Below are 16726 nucleotides of genomic sequence, written 5' to 3'. Positions count from 1 at the left end.
AGGACGGACGAACTCCCACTCGGCATCCGACAGTTCATGGCGACGTATCACCCGACCATGATCCACCACGCAAGATCATTTGACGACAGACCCTAGTCCGGGCCGCCGAGGCCGGGGAACGCGGGGAGCGCCCAGCTGGGTGGACCGGGTGGCGGGGCAGGCGCATCCGACGACACGAGGCCTCGTCCGTCCACCATCGTCGGCGCATGGTCCCCGGTGCCGGGGTGCGTGCCGGCGGCCGCGGCGCGCAGCGCGGCCACGAACCGGCTGCACGAGTCGTACCGGTCCTCGGGGCTCTTGGAGAGTGCTTTGCCCAGCACGTCGTCGACCGCGGGCGGAAAATCGGGCCGCTTGGACGTGAGCGGCGGTGGCGGATCGTACTGATGTGCCCACAGCAGGGCCATGTCGTCGTCGCGTTGGAACGGTGGCGTGCCCGCCATCGTCTCGTAGACGACGCAGGCAAGGCTGTACACGTCGCACCGGCCGTCGACCGGCTTGCCCGAGATCTGCTCCGGTGCCACATAGTCCAGCGTTCCGACGAACTGGCCGACGCTCGTGAAGCCGGTCAGGGACAGCGACTTCTTCGTCAGCCCGAAGTCGGTGAGGTACACGTGCTCCGGGTGCTCGCTGTCGGTGCCCTCGGCGATCAGGATGTTGCCGGGTTTGACGTCCCGATGCACCAGATCGTGGGCGTGGGCGGCATCGAGCGCGGAGGCGACCTGGGCCGCGATACGGCCCGCGGCCCCCGCAGCCAGCGGCCCCTGTCGGTCGAGGAGAGCGCGCAGATCCTGTCCCGGGACGTACCGCATGGCGATGTAGAGCAGGCCTTCGGTTTCTCCTGCCTCGAAGACCGGCACGATGTGCGGATGGTCGATCGAGGCTGCCACGCGTGACTCATGGGTGAAGCGCTTGCGGAAGGTGTCGTTGCGGGCGAGCTCGGGTGCAAGCAGCTTGAGGGCGACCGTGCGGTCCAGCCGCAGATCCTTCGCCCGGTAGACGACCGCCATCCCGCCGCGCCCGATCTCGCGTTCCACCAGGTAGTTCGCGATCTGCTTGCCGATGAGCTCCGACGTCCGTCCGGTGGGCAGGTGCTGCTCATCCGAGTCGGGCGCCATCAGGTGTCACCGGGACGTGCGGGCGGATGCGGGAACGGATCGGGGGCACCGGCAGCCGGGTCCACGAAACGCGTCGGCTCGTCGCGGCCCGTGTCACCCCTGCCCGTCCCGCCTCGGGCAGCGTCGCCGCGGTGCTCGTCGCCGGAGGCGTACCCGGCCGGCCGCGCCGGGTCGATGCCCTGAGTCTCCTCGGCATCGCTCGCCTCACCTGGCGCGTTCCCGGGCGGTGCCGGGCTCGGCGACTGGCTGCGGACCACGTCCGGGGCGTCCCGAGTGGGTGCCGGAGCCGCGGCCGAGGGTGCGGAATCGGCCGCGAGCGTACTCAGCCGGATTCCGTCGCAGTACACCCAGCGCTCGTGCTCGGCCTCGTACAGCCACACCGATTCGCCGTCCACGACCATGCCCACCCGCAGGCCCTGCGTGCGGCGCCGAAAACCCTCCCCGTCGGTCCTTCCCGCCGCCCGGTCCTCGGCCGCGGTCCGGTAACGGGCGATCGACTCCTCGACGCGGGCCATCAGCGCTCTGGGGTCCGCGGTGCGGGCGAGCGGCTGCCCGGCCGCCGGGGGTTCCCGCGGCACCGCGACCAGCAGGCGGCCGTCCACCCACGCCGACCAGCCGTTGGCGCACACGATCTGTCCCCAGTCCCCGCGCCGTTCCACCAGTTGGACGGGCAGCAACGGGTCGAGCGATGCGGTCGGCCGGGTCACGTCCGGTGCCTCCCAGGCCGGCAACCCGTCCTGCGGCACCACATGTGTGGGGTGGAATGCGGCAGTGGTCATGGCGCCTACCTCCGCATGACCGCGGGTTCACGGAGACGCAACAGCCGTGCCACCGCGTACCCGAAGACGGCCGACAGCACCACCAGCATCCCCATGTCGAGCAGCCACACCCCGGCCGCATGCTCGAACAGCGGGTCGTCCGTCAGTTTGCCCGGCGCGATCGAGGTCAGCCCGATCGTGGAGGCCATCGCGGCCAGCGCCCACCGCGAGGGGATCAGCCACGCCAGCTGTTCCACGCCGGGCACCCCGTCCAGCTCCAGCAGGGCACCGCAGAAGACGACCTGGACGATGGCGAGGAGCACCAGTAGCGGCATGGTGACCTCCTCCCTGCGCACCAGCGCGGAGACCAGCAGACCGAGCATCATCGCGGTGAACGACAGCAGGGCCACCGCGAGCGTGATCTCGGCCAGCGGCGGCATCAGGACGCCCTTGCCGTCCGGCGCGCCGAGATCGACACCGGCGAGACCGACCTGGGTCAGCACGACGGCCTGCAGCACGGTGACCGTACCGAGCACCACGACCTTCGACATCAGATACGCGGACCTGGACAGCCCGACCGCCCGCTCCCGCTGATAGATCACCCGCTCCTTCACCAGCTCCCGCACCGCGTTGGCCGCGCCCGTGAGCACCCCGCCGACACACAGGATGAGCAGGGCGCTCATCGCCGTCTGCTGGTCGAGACGGTCTCCGGCCAGCGCCCGGGTCATCGCGCCCATCACGAACGGCAGCGCGATCATGATGACGAGGAAGGTCCGGTCGGTGCTCAGCACGGCCGTGTACCGCCGCACCAGGGTGCGCAGCTGCTCACCCCAGCCCTGGGTCGCGGGCGGCGGTCCCACATGGTCCGCCGCCGGAGGCCGCGGCAGCTGTGGCTGCGCGCTGGAGGCCGAGATGTACTGCCGATGGAACGGGGATGTGCGGTACGTTCCCGCCCAGTCCCGCTCGCGGTCGTGCTCGAACGCCTCGAACGCCTCCGGCCACTGTTCGAAGCCGAAGAAGGCGAGCGCGTCCTCCGGAGGTCCGTAGTACGCGATCCGGCCGCCCGGAGCGAGCACCAGCAGCCGGTCGCACACATCGAGGCTCAGCACGCTGTGCGTGACCACGATGACCGTACGACCGTCGTCGGCGAGGCCGCGGAGCATATGCATGACCGTGCGGTCCATGCCGGGGTCCAGTCCGGAGGTGGGCTCGTCGAGGAACAGCAGAGACGGCTTCGTCAGCAGTTCCAGAGCCACGCTCACGCGCTTGCGCTGCCCGCCCGACAGGGAGTGGATCGGCTGTCCGGCCCGTTGCTCGAGGCCCAGCTCGCGCACCACCTCGTCCACTCGGGCCTGCCGTTCGGACTTGGCGGTGTCCTGAGGAAAGCGCAGCTCGGCGGCGAAGGAAAGGGCGCGGCGCACGGTCAGCTGGGAGTGCAGGATGTCGTCCTGCGGGACCAGACCGATGCGCTGGCGCAGCTCGGCGTAGTCGCGGTAGAGGTCGCGTCCGTCGTAGAGGACGGTGCCGTGCTCAGCGGGGCGCAGGCCGGTGAGGGCGTTGAGCAGCGTGGACTTGCCGGCGCCGCTCGGTCCGACCACGGCGAGCAGGCACTTCTCGCCGACCGGGAAGGAGACATGGTCGAGCAGAGTCCTGCGGCCCCGGTCCACCGACACCGCCAGATCCTGCACGTCGAGGGAGACCTCGCCGGTGTCCACGAACTCCTGCAGCTCGTCGCCGACCAGACAGAACGCCGAGTGGCCGATGCCGACGATGTCGCCGGGCAGCACGCGGGCGCTGGTGACGGGCTGGCCGTTGAGGAAGGTGCCGTTGTGACTGCCGAGGTCGACGATCTCGTAGGCGCCGTCCGGCTGCGACCGCAGCTCGGCATGTCGGCGGGAGACCACCAGATCGTCGATGACCAGCTCGTTGTCGGCGCCGCGGCCGATGCGTACGGTACGGGCCGGCAGCGGGCGCACACTGGTCGGCTGCCGGAAGGTGCCGGTCGAGGAGGGCATGGAGACCGCGGAGGGGTGGGCGGCCGACGGCTGAGCCGCGTGAGCGGGGGCGGACGGCTCACGAGAGGGTGCGGACGACGGTCGGTCCCGGCCCACCAGAACCGCCCGTGGCCCGTCGGCGGGATTTCCGAACCGGATCACGCTGCCGGGGCCGACCCCCCACTCGCGGACACGGCGGCCCTCGGTGTAGGTGCCGTTGGTGCTGCCCTCGTCCTCGAGCGTCCAGTGGTCGGCCACAGCGCGGAGCACGGCGTGGTGCCAGGAGACCCGAGCATCGTCGATCACGATGTCGCTGAGGGGGTCGCGCCCGACGTGGTAGTCGCGGTCCGGACTCATCACGGTGAAGCCGGTGTCCATTTCCAGCACGAGTTCGGGCGCAGCCGGCATGAAGGGCCGCTCTGCCATGGTCGAATTCTAACGAGTGCCGGATTTGCCCGCCCGACCGGGCGGTCGGAGGGGACGAAGGGCGGGCCGTCCGGCGGCCCGGTGGTATACGGCTGTTCCCGTGGCGCTGTCGCCTCGGGGCAGGCTCCCGCCCTCACCGTGCGCGGCCCTCCGGGGTCTCGGGCGCCACGCCGCCGCGTGCTCTCGCATCGTCGGGCACCAGGGCCAACTGGCGTGCGAGCAGCACCGGGTCGGATGCGTCCGCGGGCTCCGCACCGGTGCGGACGGCGTCGCTGGGGGAGCCCACCGCGACAGGTCCAGCGGCAGGGTCCGAGAGCCGTCACGACCGCCGCGTGTTGCCGCCGGACGGAATGCGGTGCAATCTGACTGTGACCCAGAAGCGACACGGTCTCACTCTTCGTACTCGGGGTTCCGCATGCGAACGACGGGCCGTCGCGGTGAAGGAGCCACGGTCATGAACGTTCCGGTCGACTGTCACTACCGCGTCGAGGTGCCGGCAACGCCCGAGCGCGCCCCTCAGATTCGGCGCATACTCGCGGCGCATCTTCGGTACTGGAGCCTCGAGGCCCATGTCACGCCGGTCTGCCGGGCGGTGGACGAGCTGATCGACAATGTCGTCAAGCACGTCACCGGCGACAAGACGTGTGTCGTGGAACTTCGTTGGACGGGCCGGCACCTGATCGGATCGGTCGCCGACCGGGACCGCAGGCTGCCACGGGTGCAGACGTCCTGCCCGCCCAAGGGCGGTCTCGCCAAGGTCGCCGTGCTCAGCGACAGCTGGGGGACGTGCGGCACGGACGAGGGCAAGGTGATCTGGTTCAGCAGGCGGGTGAAGGCCGCGCAGCGCGTACTGAACGGCCTCCAGCAGCCGAGGCCTCCGGTGCCCGAGTCCAAGACGCTGCCGTCCATCTCAGTGCCCGCCCTCGGGTTCGACGCACCCGCCCTCCATGTAGAAGCCGTGCGATGAGATCTGCGGGTCCTGGCCCCCGACGATCTCGCCGGTGACGCACGGCCCGGCCCGGGGGACGGAGACCGTGATGCGCAGCCCGCCCGTCCACTCGGAGATCTGGACGCTCTCCTTGGGGTAGCCGAGCTTGGCGAGGTGGGCAGAGACCTCGCCGGAGTCCCGTACACCGGACGAGCCGGACCGGGCGAGGGCCATGGCAATGCGGTCGGCGTGCGCGTTGCCCCGGCACGCGTCGCCGACGTCCATCGGCAACGTGCTCTTGAAGGCGTTGTTCTCGGCGTACTTCGGGTTCTCGGGCTCGGGTCCGTCCCCCGTCCTGCCGGAGGGCGAGGGGCCGGGGCTGCTCGCGTCGAAGTCCTCGCACCGGGCCGCCACGTCCTCGAACATCCGGTCGTGCTCGGCGACGGCCTTCTTCTCCCGCTCTATCGGGCCCGCTTCGGCGCGGCCTGTGGAGCCCGCGGTGCCACCGTCCGCTCCCGGCGGGTTGCTCTTCTCGCCACCGCATCCGCTCAGCGTGAGGGCGAACACGGTGACGACGGATGCGGTGGCCGTAGCGGCGAAGGATGGACGTCTCACAACCAGGAACTCCGTTCGTACCGCTGCTGCGTTCATTCGTTCGGGGCAAGAAGCGTGCCGGACGATTGTCCGGCACGCGGGTCGCGCGGATGCTGAGTACGCCTACCCAGAGGTGCCCATGGGGCCGGTGCTGCTCAGGCCGCGTGCCGGTCCGTGCGATCGGCCGGATGCAGAGCAGTGACCAGCCGGAAGAAGTGGACTTCGTTGCCGGCGAGCCCGCTCGCCCGCAGCGCCTCGTCCGCCTCCGCGATCGGCCCGGCCAGCAACGAGAGAGCGAGCGGCGCCCGTTGCGGATCGGAGAGCACGGCCCTGGTGGTCTGCAGCAGCCGCACATACGCCTGGGCGGCGGTGAGCTCGGGATCGTTCATCTCGGACTTCCCCTCGTCAAGGTGTCGGACCGTCAAGCATCTCCTGAGGCACTGACAGCGGCTGTCCTGGACGGGGCGTGGGGGAGTGCTGTCGGTACGAGCCCGACGCGCGCCCCGTCGGCCTGCCGCCCGGCCCCGGGACGCCTGCCGAGGTGTTCGCACGGTGTCACCGTAACCGCGCGCACGGAGGTCGACGTGGAAGCCGGCGGTCCGCCCGGGAAGCGGACCGCCGGCGCCGGCGGTGGAGCGTGCTGTGTTCTAGAAGATGCTCACGCCGTAGGCACTCAGCGCCTCGGTGACGGGCTGGAAGAACGTGGTGCCGCCGGAGGTGCAGTCGCCGCTGCCGCCGGACGTCAGGCCGAGCGCGGTGCTGCCGGAGAACAGCGAGCCGCCGCTGTCGCCGGGCTCGGCGCAGACGTTGGTCTGGATCAGGCCGTAGACGATGTCGCCGCCACCGTAGTTCACGGTCGCGTTCAGGCCGGTGACGGTGCCGCTGTGCAGGCCGGTGGTGCTGCCGCTGCGCTGGACGGACTGGCCGACGTACGCGTTGCCGGCCGCCGTGATGTCACGGTAGGAGCCGTTGTACAGGTACACGCGGCCGTCCGCCGCCGAGGCGTTGGAGTGCCGGATGATGCCGTAGTCATTGGTGGGGAAGCTGGTACCCGTCCGGGTGCCGAGCACCGTGGTGCTGGAGGAGTTGGTGTACCAGGTGCTGCCGATGTTGGTGCAGTGACCGGCCGTCAGAGCGTAGTACGTGCTGCCGCTGCGCACGTTGAAGCCGAGCGAGCAGCGTCCGCCGCCCGCGTAGATCGCCTGGCCGCCGGCGATGAGCTTGTTGAACGTACCCGTGGTGCGCTTGATCTCCAGGGCGCCGGCCTTCGCGCCCGCGGCCTCCTTGATCCGGCCGATCTCGGCGGCCGAGACGGTGGAGTCGGCCGTGACGATCAGCTTGCCGGACTCCTTGTCGGTGTACCAGGCGGTGCCAGGGACGTCGGCGTCCAGCACGGCCTCGTTCACCTGGGCGAGCTGGGTGGTGGTGGCCTTGGCTCCGGTGCCCGATTCTGCCACGGCGGTGGGGGCCGCAAGCGCGGAGACGGTCAGGAGAGCGGACGCCACGGCGATGAGCCTGGCGCCTCTCGCGACGCCGCCGAGGGGGGTGAAGCGCTTGATGTTCACTGCATCCTCCGGTGGGGGATCCGGGGTCCGCGGGGTGGACGGACCCGACAGAGCGAGGAATGGCGGGCGTTGACGGAGGAATCTCTCGTCCTCCGTCATGAGCCTGTCAATCGCCGCATGTGAATCCTGGGCTCCGGTTGCAGTCGGGACAAGATCGCCTTTCGGTCGCTCTACGCGCGTCCATCGGTCATGCCGTCAAGTTGCATACCGTGATGGGCAAAAACGCGCCACGTTCCGCTCCTGACTACGGGTGGCCTGGCCGCGGCCTCCCGGGTGGAGCGCCTTCTTCGGATCGTTTGCTGATCAACAATTGGTTGAAGTGAAGGGTCGGCTCCGGTGGGCCCGCCCGGGGTGCGGTCGCGGCCGAGCGGCGCCCCGGCAACCGGAACGCCCCCTGCCATTTGAGCTGTTCAGCGTTCAATTGCGTGCGGGCGCCCGGCTGCGCGGCCCGCCCCGCCCGCCCGGCCGGCTCCCCGCGGTGAGTGGCGCGCCGGCGGACACGTTGCAGTGGCTTCCGCACATCCGGACCGGACGGAGCGACGCGATGCCGGGCGCGCGGCCGCCCGCTCGGCGGAGCCGGGGCAGCGCCGCCGCCGAGCGCTGCGCGGCCTGAGGGGTACGGCCAAGGCATCCCGTCCGGCACTCCCTTATGCGTCAATCACTCCCGTTCGCGCAGAAGCCCGCCTGTCCGAATCCCGCCCATGGTGCAGACGCGTCCACCGGCGGCGGCTCGAAGGGAGGATCGGCCGACGGAGCCGTGACGTGACGGCATGTGCTGGAGCGCAACGGCGGACCTGGTGGCCGGCACGGGCATCGCCGCGGTCGGAGTGCATGCGTGGCGAGCACGGCACGATGTCGCAGGGATCGAGATCTGCCCCTTGCCGCACTGCCGCTGCTCCTGGGCGCCCATCAGATCGTCGAGTCCGTCATCTGGCGATCCGGTGACGGACCCGGTCCGGCCACCACGGTATGGGCCGTCATCGCCCTGCCGGTGCTCGCGGTGTGGGTCCCCTGGGGTGTGCTGCTCGCCGATCCTGACGCCCGGCGCCGCCTGCTGCTGCCGGCCGCGGCCGGCACGGTGACCGCCGCAGTCCTCGCCCGCAGCCTCGCCACCGGCACCGTGACCGCAGAGATCCGTGGTCATGCCATGGGCTATGCGCTCTGCCGCAGTCCCCGCTGCTCCTGGCGGGCTATCTCCTCGCCACCGTCGGCTCCCTGCTGCTCGCCGGCGACCGACTGCTGACGCTCCTCGGTGTGCTGGTCGGAGTGGGTGCGACGGTGTGTGGGGTGCTGTGGCGGATGGAGTTCGTCTCGACCTGGTGCGCGCTGGCGGCGGTGGCCTCTGCTGTGCTGCTCGCCTGGGTGCGCAGGCCGTCGCCGAGGCAGGGGCAGGGTTCCCCGCCGCTGCCGTCGGCGTCGCGTCGAACCCGCCCCTGAACATGTGCACCACCGCCCGGGGCGCCGTCCGGGCCCCGATCCTGCGCCCGCGTTGCCCGGGAGGCGCGGCCACGGCCACGGCACCGCAGCCGCCCGTCAGGCATTGCCCGCCCCCGACGGGGTACCCGCCACGTCCCGGGCGGCCGCCGTGCGCCGGGCACCGTCCGGCCGCAGCCCAGTCGCATCCGGTCGGCCCCCGAGTGACGCTGGAAGGGACTGACCGGGTCGGCGGTGCGGCCCTGCAGCCTTCTCCGAGAGACAGGAATGACCGTGAACACTTCACAGGAGGTCTCCCACCCCGTCGTGGTGACGATCAGCGGCTGCGCGAAGGAGGCCGCCGATGCGGTCTTCCATGCCCTGAGCCACTCGTTCGCCTCGGACCGCGCCGACGACGACCGTCCCGACTACGTGTCGGAGGACCATACGACCGTCTGGACGGCGACCTTCGACGTGGCCCGGCCGCAGGCACCGCCGGAACCCATGGAGCTGGAGTGCCCCGTCCAGGTCGGTGTCCAGGGCGGCTACTGGGCCGTGGACCAGGTCCAGGCGGCGCTCGCCGCCGCCTTCGACATCGAGGAGGAGGGCATGGCGGCGGGCGACCAGGAGAAGGACGTACAGCTGCGGCTGCAGAGCGGGGTCCACCAGTAGGCCGGTCGGACAGGAGGTCTCGTACCGGGGCTTGTCAGAACCCGAGCGAACTCGAGGAGGACCGTTCCATGCCCATCGCCACGGTGAATCCGGCAACCGGGGAAACACTCAGAACCTTCGAAGCCCTGGGCCCCGACGAGATCGAACAGCGACTCGCCCATGCCGCGACCGCGTTCGCGCAGCACCGGACCGTCCCGTTCGGCCACCGCGCCGAGCTGATGAACCGCGCCGCCAAGCTGCTCGACGATGACCAGCAGGACATCGCCCGCACCATGACCATCGAAATGGGCAAGCCGATCGCGGCCGCCCGCGCCGAGGCCGCGAAGTGTGCCAAGGCCATGCGCTGGTACGCGGCACGCGCCGAGGAGCTTCTCGCCGACGAGCATCCGGCGTCCGCCGACGTCTCCGACTCCGGAGCGGCACAGGTGACCGTCCGCTACCGCCCGCTCGGCGTCGTCCTCGCCGTCATGCCGTGGAACTTCCCGCTCTGGCAGGTCGTCCGCTTCGCGGCCCCCGCCCTGATGGCCGGCAACGTCGGTCTGCTCAAGCATGCCTCGAACGTCCCGCAGACCGCCCTGTATCTGGAGGACCTCTTCAGCCGCGCCGGTTTCCCCCGGGGGTGCTTCCAGACGCTGCTTGTCGGCTCCGGCGCGGTCGAGGGCATTCTGCGCGACCCCAGGGTCGCGGCCGCGACCCTGACCGGCAGCGAGCCCGCGGGCCGCTCGGTCGCCTCCATCGCGGGCGACGAAGTCAAGAAGACCGTGCTCGAGCTGGGCGGCAGCGACCCCTATGTCGTGATGCCCTCGGCGGACATCGAGCGCGCTGCCCGTACCGCGGTGACGGCGCGCGTCCAGAACAACGGCCAGTCCTGTATCGCCGCCAAGCGGTTCATCGTCCACGAGGACGTCTACGACGACTTCTGCCGGCACTTCATCGCGGGCATGAGCGAACTGACCGTGGGAGACCCGCTGGAGGAGTCCACCGACGTGGGACCGCTGGCCAGTGAGCAGGGGCGCGCCGACCTCGAGCAACTCGTCGAGGACGCCCTCGCCCGCGGCGCCACCGCGCAGTGCGGGGGCGGACGGCCCAAGGACCGGCCCCGCGGCTGGTACTACGAGCCCACGGTGCTCACCGGTGTGACGCCCGAGATGCGTATCCACCGCGAGGAGGCCTTCGGCCCGGTGGCCACGGTGTACCGCGTCTCCGGCATCGACGAGGCCGTCGAAGTCGCCAACGACACACCTTTCGGGCTGAGTTCGAACGCCTGGACCCGCGATGACTCGGAGGTTCAGCGTTTCGCCCGCGACCTCGAGGCGGGCGGAGTCTTCTTCAACGGCATGACCGCCTCTCATCCCGCGCTGCCCTTCGGCGGGGTGGAACGGTCCGGCTACGGAAGGGAATTGTCGGGCCACGGCATCCGGGAGTTCTGCAACATCACCACACTGTGGCACGGCGCCGAGCCGAAGGGCGGCTGAGGGATGGTGCGCATCGGCTACACGATGATGACCGAGCAGGCCGGTCCCCGTGACCTCGTCGACCATGTCGTCGGTGCGGAGCGCGCCGGCTTCGACTTCTCCGTCATCTCCGACCACTACTTCCCCTGGCTGTCCTCGCAGGGTCACTCCCCGTACGCCTGGAGCGTGCTCGGCGCCGCGGCCGAGGCCACCACGCGCATCCCGCTGATGACCTATGTGACCTGCCCGACGACCCGGTACCACCCGGCGGTCGTCGCGCAGAAGGCCGCGACGATGCAATTGCTCGCCCAAGGGCGCTTCCGGCTCGGTCTGGGCTCGGGGGAGAACCTCAACGAGCATGTGGTGGGTGCGGGCTGGCCCAGTGCCCGGGTGCGCCTGGAGATGCTGGAGGAGGCAGTCGGCATCATCCGCAGACTGTTCACGGGGGAGCATGTCAGCCACCACGGACCCCACTTCGACGTCGTCGACGCCAAGCTGTGGGACCTGCCCGACGAGCCGGTGCCGCTCGGTATCGCGGTGTCCGGCGAGGCGTCGTGCGCGATCGCCGGGCGGGCGGGCGACCTCGTGATCGCCACGGAACCGAAGCGGGAACTGCTCGACGCCTTCGACCGCCACGGAGGCTCGGGCAAGCCGCGGATCGGTCAGCTGCCCGTCTGTTACGACACGGATCGCGACGCCGCCGTGGCCCGCGCCCACGAGCAGTTCCGCTGGGCTCTCGGCGGCTGGCGAGTGAATGCCGAACTGCCGGGGCCCGCTTCGTTCGCCCAGGCCACCGAACTGGTCAGGCCCGAGGACGTGGCGGACGCCATCCCCTGCGGCGACGACCTCGACAGCTTCGTCGAAGCCGTACGTCCTTACGCGGATGCCGGCTTCACGGAGATCGCCCTTGTCCAGATCGGCGGCGCACACCAGCAGCCCTTCGTCGACTGGGCGGAGAAGGCCCTGTTGCCGGCCCTGCGCGAGCTGTGAGGGACAGCAGGTGCCCGACGGCAGGCTGTGCTGACAGTACGTCATATCACCCGGCGAACTCCGCCGTCCCGGCCTTCCCAACACTCTCCCTGATGAACTGACGTCGGGTAAATTCCCTCTGTGCACGGGCAGTTGTTCTCAGTAACCGACAGAGGTCGGGGGAGACGGGGGAGCGCCGTGGGCGGGAGACTCTATGGTCAAGCGGCCCTGCAGGAAGGCTTTGTGCCACGGCTCGTCGGCCTGCACCACAGCGACGGGTACCAGGTCCCGTTCGCGTACCCCACAGGCGCACCCCTGCTCCGGATCGTCGGCGGACGGGGCAGCGGTAGGAGCGCGCTGCTGAACGCGGTGCACGACGCGTACAACGGACGGGTGCCGCTCGCCCGGGTGGATCTCGACGCGCCGGGATTCGGCGAACCTGGCGTCGCCGCCCTCGGCGAGGAGGCGCCGAACGCCTCCCCCCTCACCTGTCTGCTGTATCTGCTGGCCTACAAACTCGGTCTGGACGTGCGCCACTTCGGGCGGCCCATGGCGTTCCCGCGGCTCTCCCTGGGGCTGCTCGTCGTCACCGCCTGGCGGCCGCTGAACGGCGACGAGAACGATGTCCGGCCCGCCGACCTGCGCCGCGCCGAAGCCGAGCTGCGGACCTTCATCACTGCGGACGACCCGGACATCAGACGCCGCAGGGAGAGCCTCGGCCGCTGGTTCGACATCGTGACCGCCAGCCTGCCGCACGTCCTGTCCGGGCTGCCCGGTCTCGACGCCATTGCCGGGGCCGTCCTCGACACAGCCCGCCAGCAGCTCGTCAGGAGCGAGCCCGGCCGGGGTGCCCTTGCCTGGTGGGGCGGACGGCTGCACGGCGCCCAGGGGTATCAAGGCGACTCCCTGCAGCGGCTGTTCCAGTTCGTACGGGGCTTCAGGCGGCTCGACGACCGGCGCCGCACCGCCGAGGAGCACCTGGTCGCGGCCCTGCTCGACGACATCGACGCGAACTACGGACGGCTGCGCCGGCTCAACAGGAAGCCCCGGCCACTGCTGCTCCTCGACAACGCCCACAGCGATGTCGGCCAGGCGCTTCTCGCCCTCCTCGAAGCCGGATACGGCGCGGGTGGGCACGACGACCCCACCCGGCCGGTCGTGATCGCCACCTTGCTCGGCAAAGGGGAGCGGTACACGCCACTGTGCGAGGTCGGCGGCAACGCCGTCCCCCAGGCGGACCCCCTCGTGCTGCGCATCCCCGCCATCGAGCACGGCCACATCAGGGAGATGCTCAGCCCCGTCGACTACCCCGACCACTTGCCCCGCCTGGTCGCACGCTTCAGCGGCGGCCGCGCCGCCAGCGCCCGTACGCTCGCCGACACCGCCATCCGCGCCGTACAGGACGCGGCCACCGTGGAGAGCCGCGAGCTGGTCGACGTGGCTGCCCCGGAACTCCTCGCCAAGCTGCTCCCGCAGCCCACGATGCTGGAACGCCTGATCCTGCTGTCCGCCGCGGTCGACGCCGGCACCCGCCGCGGCCTGTGGACCTTCGCCCACCCCGAGGACCACTCCCCGGAACTCGTCGCCGCCCGGGTCCAGGAGGCCGACGACTACCGAAGGCGCGCCTGCCTGGACGGCGACCGGGCGCTCGACCTGCTGCTCCTGCATCAGCTCACGGCCACCACCTCCCACGAGCGCTGGCGCGACATCCAGCTGCGCCTGCGCTCACTGTGCGTCCCGCGCGGCGACACCTATCTGCATCACACCCTCGCCGTCGGGCGGGTGGACGAAGTGGTGTGCGCGCTGCACCACCGGTTCACGACCGCAGCGCCCGCCGTGTGGCTCGCCTCGATCAATCTGATCTGCTCCGCGCCGCATCCGCGCGAGGGCTATGAACCACCCGACACCGCCGACACGGTGTCCTGCACGGCCTGCGGCGGCGAGGGCCCCGGCCCGCAGCACGACGCCGTTGCCAGCCTTGTGCCTCTCCTGTGGCGCTTGTCCGACCCGCTCACCCTCGCCCCCTGCGAGGACGATCTGACCACCGTCCGCATCGCCCTGGAGACGCTGTACGGCAACAGGGCCGCACACGCCGGCTATCGGGAGGCCTCCGCCTCCTGGCCCGCCCGTCTGCGGACCGGAGCGCAGGCTCCCGACCTGCCCGTCCCGGAAGGGTCCGCGTCATGACCTCATTCATCACCAGACTGCCCGGCGGCCCGCTCACCAAGGCGGCCGCCCTTCTCGTCGCGCTGGTCGTGCTCGGCGCCGCGGTATGGACCGGGGTCGTGGTGCTTCGACCGGACCCGTCCTGCGGCAAGGGCGTCGAGGAGCGCGGGCCGGACGGCGACAAGGAGTGCACCGGGGTCACCGACGGCAGCTACGCCTTCGCGCCCAACCTCAAGGACGTCAGTGCCCGTATCAAGGCCGAGAACGACAGCATCAAGGACAAGTCGTACGTCTCCGTCGCCGTCATGCTGCCGATGGCGCCCACCCAGGCCTTCGAGCAGGACAAGACCCTGCACGAGGTGCAGGGCGCGTACCTCGCCCAGTACCGCGCCAACCACGACTCCAACGGCAAGAAGCCGGCGATCCGGCTGCTGCTCGCCAACCCGGGCCGCAGCCATACCCATTGGCGGCCCGTGGCCGAGCAGCTCGGGGCCATGTCGGAGTCCGGCGGCGCGAATCTGCGCGCCGTGATCGGCTTCGACGTCAGTACGGCCACCACCCAGGAAGCGCTCGGCTATCTGACCAACGAACGGCACATCCCCGTGGTCGGCGGCCCCATCACCGCCGACGACTTCGGCAACAGCGCCCAGCGGCCGAACGCCTACCCGGGTCTCGCCCGCGTGGTGCCCACCACGTCCGACCAGGCCAGGGCCCTGTCCCATTTCAACAAGGAAATCGACCCGGAGCAGACCCTCGTCGTCGAGGACATCCGCGACGGCGACAACTACGTGGACGCGCTCAAGCAGGCATTCGCCGAGCGGACCAAGGGCGCGCCCCGCGCCCCCGAGCAGTACCGTGCCCCCGGCGAGTTCCACGACGAAGGCACAACGGCCAACGCCTTCGACCAGATGGTGGACACCATCTGCACCTCGGCCGCCCGGTACATCTACTTCGCCGGACGGCCCGTCCAACTGCGCCAGTTCGTCAACGAACTCGGCAACCGCGGCTGCACCGAGAAGAAGTACACCGTCATCACCGGTTCCGGAGCCTCCACCCTCTCCTCCGACAAGCTGCTCGACTGGAGCGTCTTCCGCAAGGGCGTGACCCTCCAGTACGCGGCCGTCGCCCACCCCGACGCCTGGACCGGCCCCGGCGCACCCTCGACCGGCGGCTCGGCGGCCCCCTACCGAGACCTCGCCGAACTCGCCACCAGCCGCGAGGTCGGCAACATCGGCACCGTGGAACTGACCGACTCGCGCACCATCACCTTCTACGACGCGGGGCTCACCGCCGTCACCGCGATGCGGATGCGCGACGACGGCGACCCGGTCGTCCCCGCACTCGCCCGCATCAGCGACTCCTGGCTGAGGCTGCACGGCATGGGCAAGGTCGAGGGCGCCAGCGGGTGGATCTGCCTCGACAACTACGGCAACCCGTACAACAAGGCCGTGTCCGTGGTGGAGCTCGCCCCCGACGCACGGGGCCGAATCCGCTTCGTCGGGCTCGCCTGGCCCACCGGCCGCCCGACGCAGAAGGACTGCACAGCAAGCCGGAACTGAAGGATGCGGCTTTACACGGCAGGATTCAGACGTTGGGCACCTTCAGTCTGTCCCAGCTCGTCCTGCCCGGGATGCCGTCCGCGGCGCTGCCCGAATAGCCGAGCTTGCGCTGCCACGCCGCGTAGGACTTGCGGTCGGCCTCCGACCAGTCCGGGCCGGGGCCCACCTCGTACCGCCCGCAGCCCTCGGCCACGAGCCGCTTGCCCATCGCCGTGATGACCGGGCTGCGCCGGCCGGGCGCGAAGAACGCCGCCCCGGGGAACGGCTCGTACGTGGGCGGTTGGGCCGGGCCGCTCGGCGTGCCGCGGAGCCGCTCGCCGATCCGGGTGCGCATCGAGCCCATCGTGAACCCACGCGGGTCCACCTTCCCCGGCTGCCACTCGAGGTGGCCGATCACGGAGCGCTGCGTCCAGCGGTGTGCGCGGCAGATGGCGGCCGCCGCCTTCTCGATCGCCTCGAGCTGGGCGGCGGGCCAAGGGTCCTCGCCGTCCCCGAGGTTGATGCACTCGAAGCCGTAGAAGTGCCGGTTGCCGTCCGTGTTGGCCTCGTTGTCGGCAGGCAGGGCTGTCTCGTTGATCACCGCTCGTAACACATCGTCGTCGCCGAGACCGGCATGATTGGCCCGGCCGTTGCCGACCAGGTACACGGTGCCGTCCTTGGCTATGACACCGTGGCACAGCGGCCCGGGCAGGCTTGAGTAGCCGTCGTAGCAGAGCTCCACGGAGTTCTGCGTGCCCGAGGTCACGGTGTGATGGATCATCACACCGTGGAGGGGCCCCCAGGGCCCCATGTGGTTGCGGTTGTGGGTGCGCCAGTTCCGGTGCTCGACGACACGCAGACCTTCGTCACGAAGGGCTTTGAGCAGTCTGTCGGCGGTCAGAGGCGTTGCCATCTGAATGGCTCCTTCCCGGGTGGTTCGTCAGTTCTCGGGGCGTATGTCGTCGTATTGCCCGGTCGGCGCCGTGCCCGAACCGCCGACGCGGCGTGTCCGCGACCGGCATTGGGCACGGCCCACGACTCCCACGCCATACGGAGATCGGCCACCGATCCCTCACCCGGTACCCAGGTCGGCGGTGTGTAAGGGGAACTGGACGCCGTGTGGGGGGCTTGTGT

At 70.6% G+C, this 16726-nt stretch carries 14 protein-coding genes and 2 pseudogenes; 8 read left to right on the top strand and 8 right to left on the bottom strand.

The features are described from left to right. Positions 1 to 92: 92 nt before the first annotated feature. From ACFYWI_RS10450 to ACFYWI_RS10435, 4 genes are all read right to left on the bottom strand, one after another. Complete coding sequence (locus tag ACFYWI_RS10450; protein WP_389228286.1) at positions 93 to 1115, bottom strand: serine/threonine-protein kinase; 1023 nt, start codon at positions 1113 to 1115, stop codon at positions 93 to 95. Further along, entirely contained in the window at positions 1115 to 1894 is a 780-nt protein-coding gene (locus tag ACFYWI_RS10445; RefSeq protein ID WP_389228283.1) for a hypothetical protein, read from the bottom strand. The genes ACFYWI_RS10450 and ACFYWI_RS10445 overlap by 1 nt, the downstream gene beginning before the upstream one ends. A 5-nt stretch (positions 1895 to 1899) precedes the next feature. After that, the gene (locus tag ACFYWI_RS10440) at positions 1900 to 4293 is read right to left on the bottom strand and encodes an FHA domain-containing protein (RefSeq protein ID WP_389228280.1); all 2394 of its coding nucleotides are present in this window, start codon (positions 4291 to 4293) and stop codon (positions 1900 to 1902) included. A gap of 133 nt (positions 4294 to 4426) precedes the next feature. Next, the gene (locus ACFYWI_RS10435; protein WP_389228277.1) at positions 4427 to 4579 is read right to left on the bottom strand and encodes a hypothetical protein; all 153 of its coding nucleotides are present in this window, start codon (positions 4577 to 4579) and stop codon (positions 4427 to 4429) included. A gap of 168 nt (positions 4580 to 4747) precedes the next feature. Between ACFYWI_RS10435 and ACFYWI_RS10430 the strand changes: the two genes are divergently transcribed. After that, complete coding sequence (locus ACFYWI_RS10430; RefSeq protein WP_389228273.1) at positions 4748 to 5260, top strand: ATP-binding protein; 513 nt, start codon at positions 4748 to 4750, stop codon at positions 5258 to 5260. Here ACFYWI_RS10430 and ACFYWI_RS10425 read toward each other — a convergent pair. The 3 genes from ACFYWI_RS10425 to ACFYWI_RS10415 all read right to left on the bottom strand — a co-directional run bounded on the left by ACFYWI_RS10425 (position 5204) and on the right by ACFYWI_RS10415 (position 7380). After that, entirely contained in the window at positions 5204 to 5836 is a 633-nt protein-coding gene (locus tag ACFYWI_RS10425; protein ID WP_389228270.1) for a hypothetical protein, read from the bottom strand. The two genes, ACFYWI_RS10430 and ACFYWI_RS10425, sit on opposite strands and share 57 nt — an antisense overlap. Positions 5837 to 5970: 134 nt before the next feature. Beyond that, a complete protein-coding gene (locus ACFYWI_RS10420) occupies positions 5971 to 6204 on the bottom strand; it encodes a hypothetical protein (RefSeq protein ID WP_389228267.1) in 234 nt (77 codons plus the stop codon). A gap of 258 nt (positions 6205 to 6462) precedes the next feature. After that, positions 6463 to 7380 (bottom strand): S1 family peptidase, encoded by a 918-nt coding sequence (locus ACFYWI_RS10415; protein ID WP_389228264.1) that lies wholly within the window; start codon positions 7378 to 7380, stop codon positions 6463 to 6465. 770 nt (positions 7381 to 8150) lie between these two features. On the opposite strand from ACFYWI_RS10415, the pseudogene ACFYWI_RS10410 reads away from it, so the two are divergent. From ACFYWI_RS10410 to ACFYWI_RS10380, 7 genes and pseudogenes are all read left to right on the top strand, one after another. Beyond that, positions 8151 to 8210 (top strand): annotated as a pseudogene (locus ACFYWI_RS10410) (DUF6629 family protein); the annotation flags it as partial. Positions 8211 to 8215: 5 nt separating this feature from the next. After that, positions 8216 to 8817, top strand: a pseudogene (locus tag ACFYWI_RS10405) (DUF6629 family protein). Between the two features lie 264 nt (positions 8818 to 9081). Beyond that, a complete protein-coding gene (locus tag ACFYWI_RS10400; protein ID WP_389228261.1) occupies positions 9082 to 9465 on the top strand; it encodes a hypothetical protein in 384 nt (127 codons plus the stop codon). A gap of 68 nt (positions 9466 to 9533) precedes the next feature. After that, positions 9534 to 10940: an NADP-dependent succinic semialdehyde dehydrogenase gene (locus ACFYWI_RS10395; RefSeq protein WP_389228258.1), complete on the top strand. Its 1407-nt coding sequence runs from the start codon at positions 9534 to 9536 to the stop codon at positions 10938 to 10940. A gap of 3 nt (positions 10941 to 10943) precedes the next feature. Further along, complete coding sequence (locus ACFYWI_RS10390) at positions 10944 to 11909, top strand: LLM class F420-dependent oxidoreductase (RefSeq protein ID WP_389228255.1); 966 nt, start codon at positions 10944 to 10946, stop codon at positions 11907 to 11909. Positions 11910 to 12131: 222 nt separating this feature from the next. Further along, positions 12132 to 14075, top strand: a complete 1944-nt coding sequence (locus ACFYWI_RS10385; RefSeq protein WP_389228252.1) for a hypothetical protein — start codon at positions 12132 to 12134, stop codon at positions 14073 to 14075. Further along, positions 14072 to 15613: a hypothetical protein gene (locus ACFYWI_RS10380; protein ID WP_389228249.1), complete on the top strand. Its 1542-nt coding sequence runs from the start codon at positions 14072 to 14074 to the stop codon at positions 15611 to 15613. The genes ACFYWI_RS10385 and ACFYWI_RS10380 overlap by 4 nt, the downstream gene beginning before the upstream one ends. A 25-nt stretch (positions 15614 to 15638) precedes the next feature. Here ACFYWI_RS10380 and ACFYWI_RS10375 read toward each other — a convergent pair whose 3' ends face one another. Then, positions 15639 to 16505 (bottom strand): peptidoglycan-binding protein, encoded by an 867-nt coding sequence (locus ACFYWI_RS10375; RefSeq protein ID WP_389228246.1) that lies wholly within the window; start codon positions 16503 to 16505, stop codon positions 15639 to 15641. Positions 16506 to 16726: the final 221 nt, after the last annotated feature.

The sequence above is a fragment of the Streptomyces sp. NPDC002889 genome, from assembly GCF_042888425.1.
GTDB lineage: Bacteria > Actinomycetota > Actinomycetes > Streptomycetales > Streptomycetaceae > Streptomyces.
The sequence above is the reverse complement of the archived record's forward strand: the minus strand, read 5'-3'. Positions and strand labels throughout refer to the sequence as shown.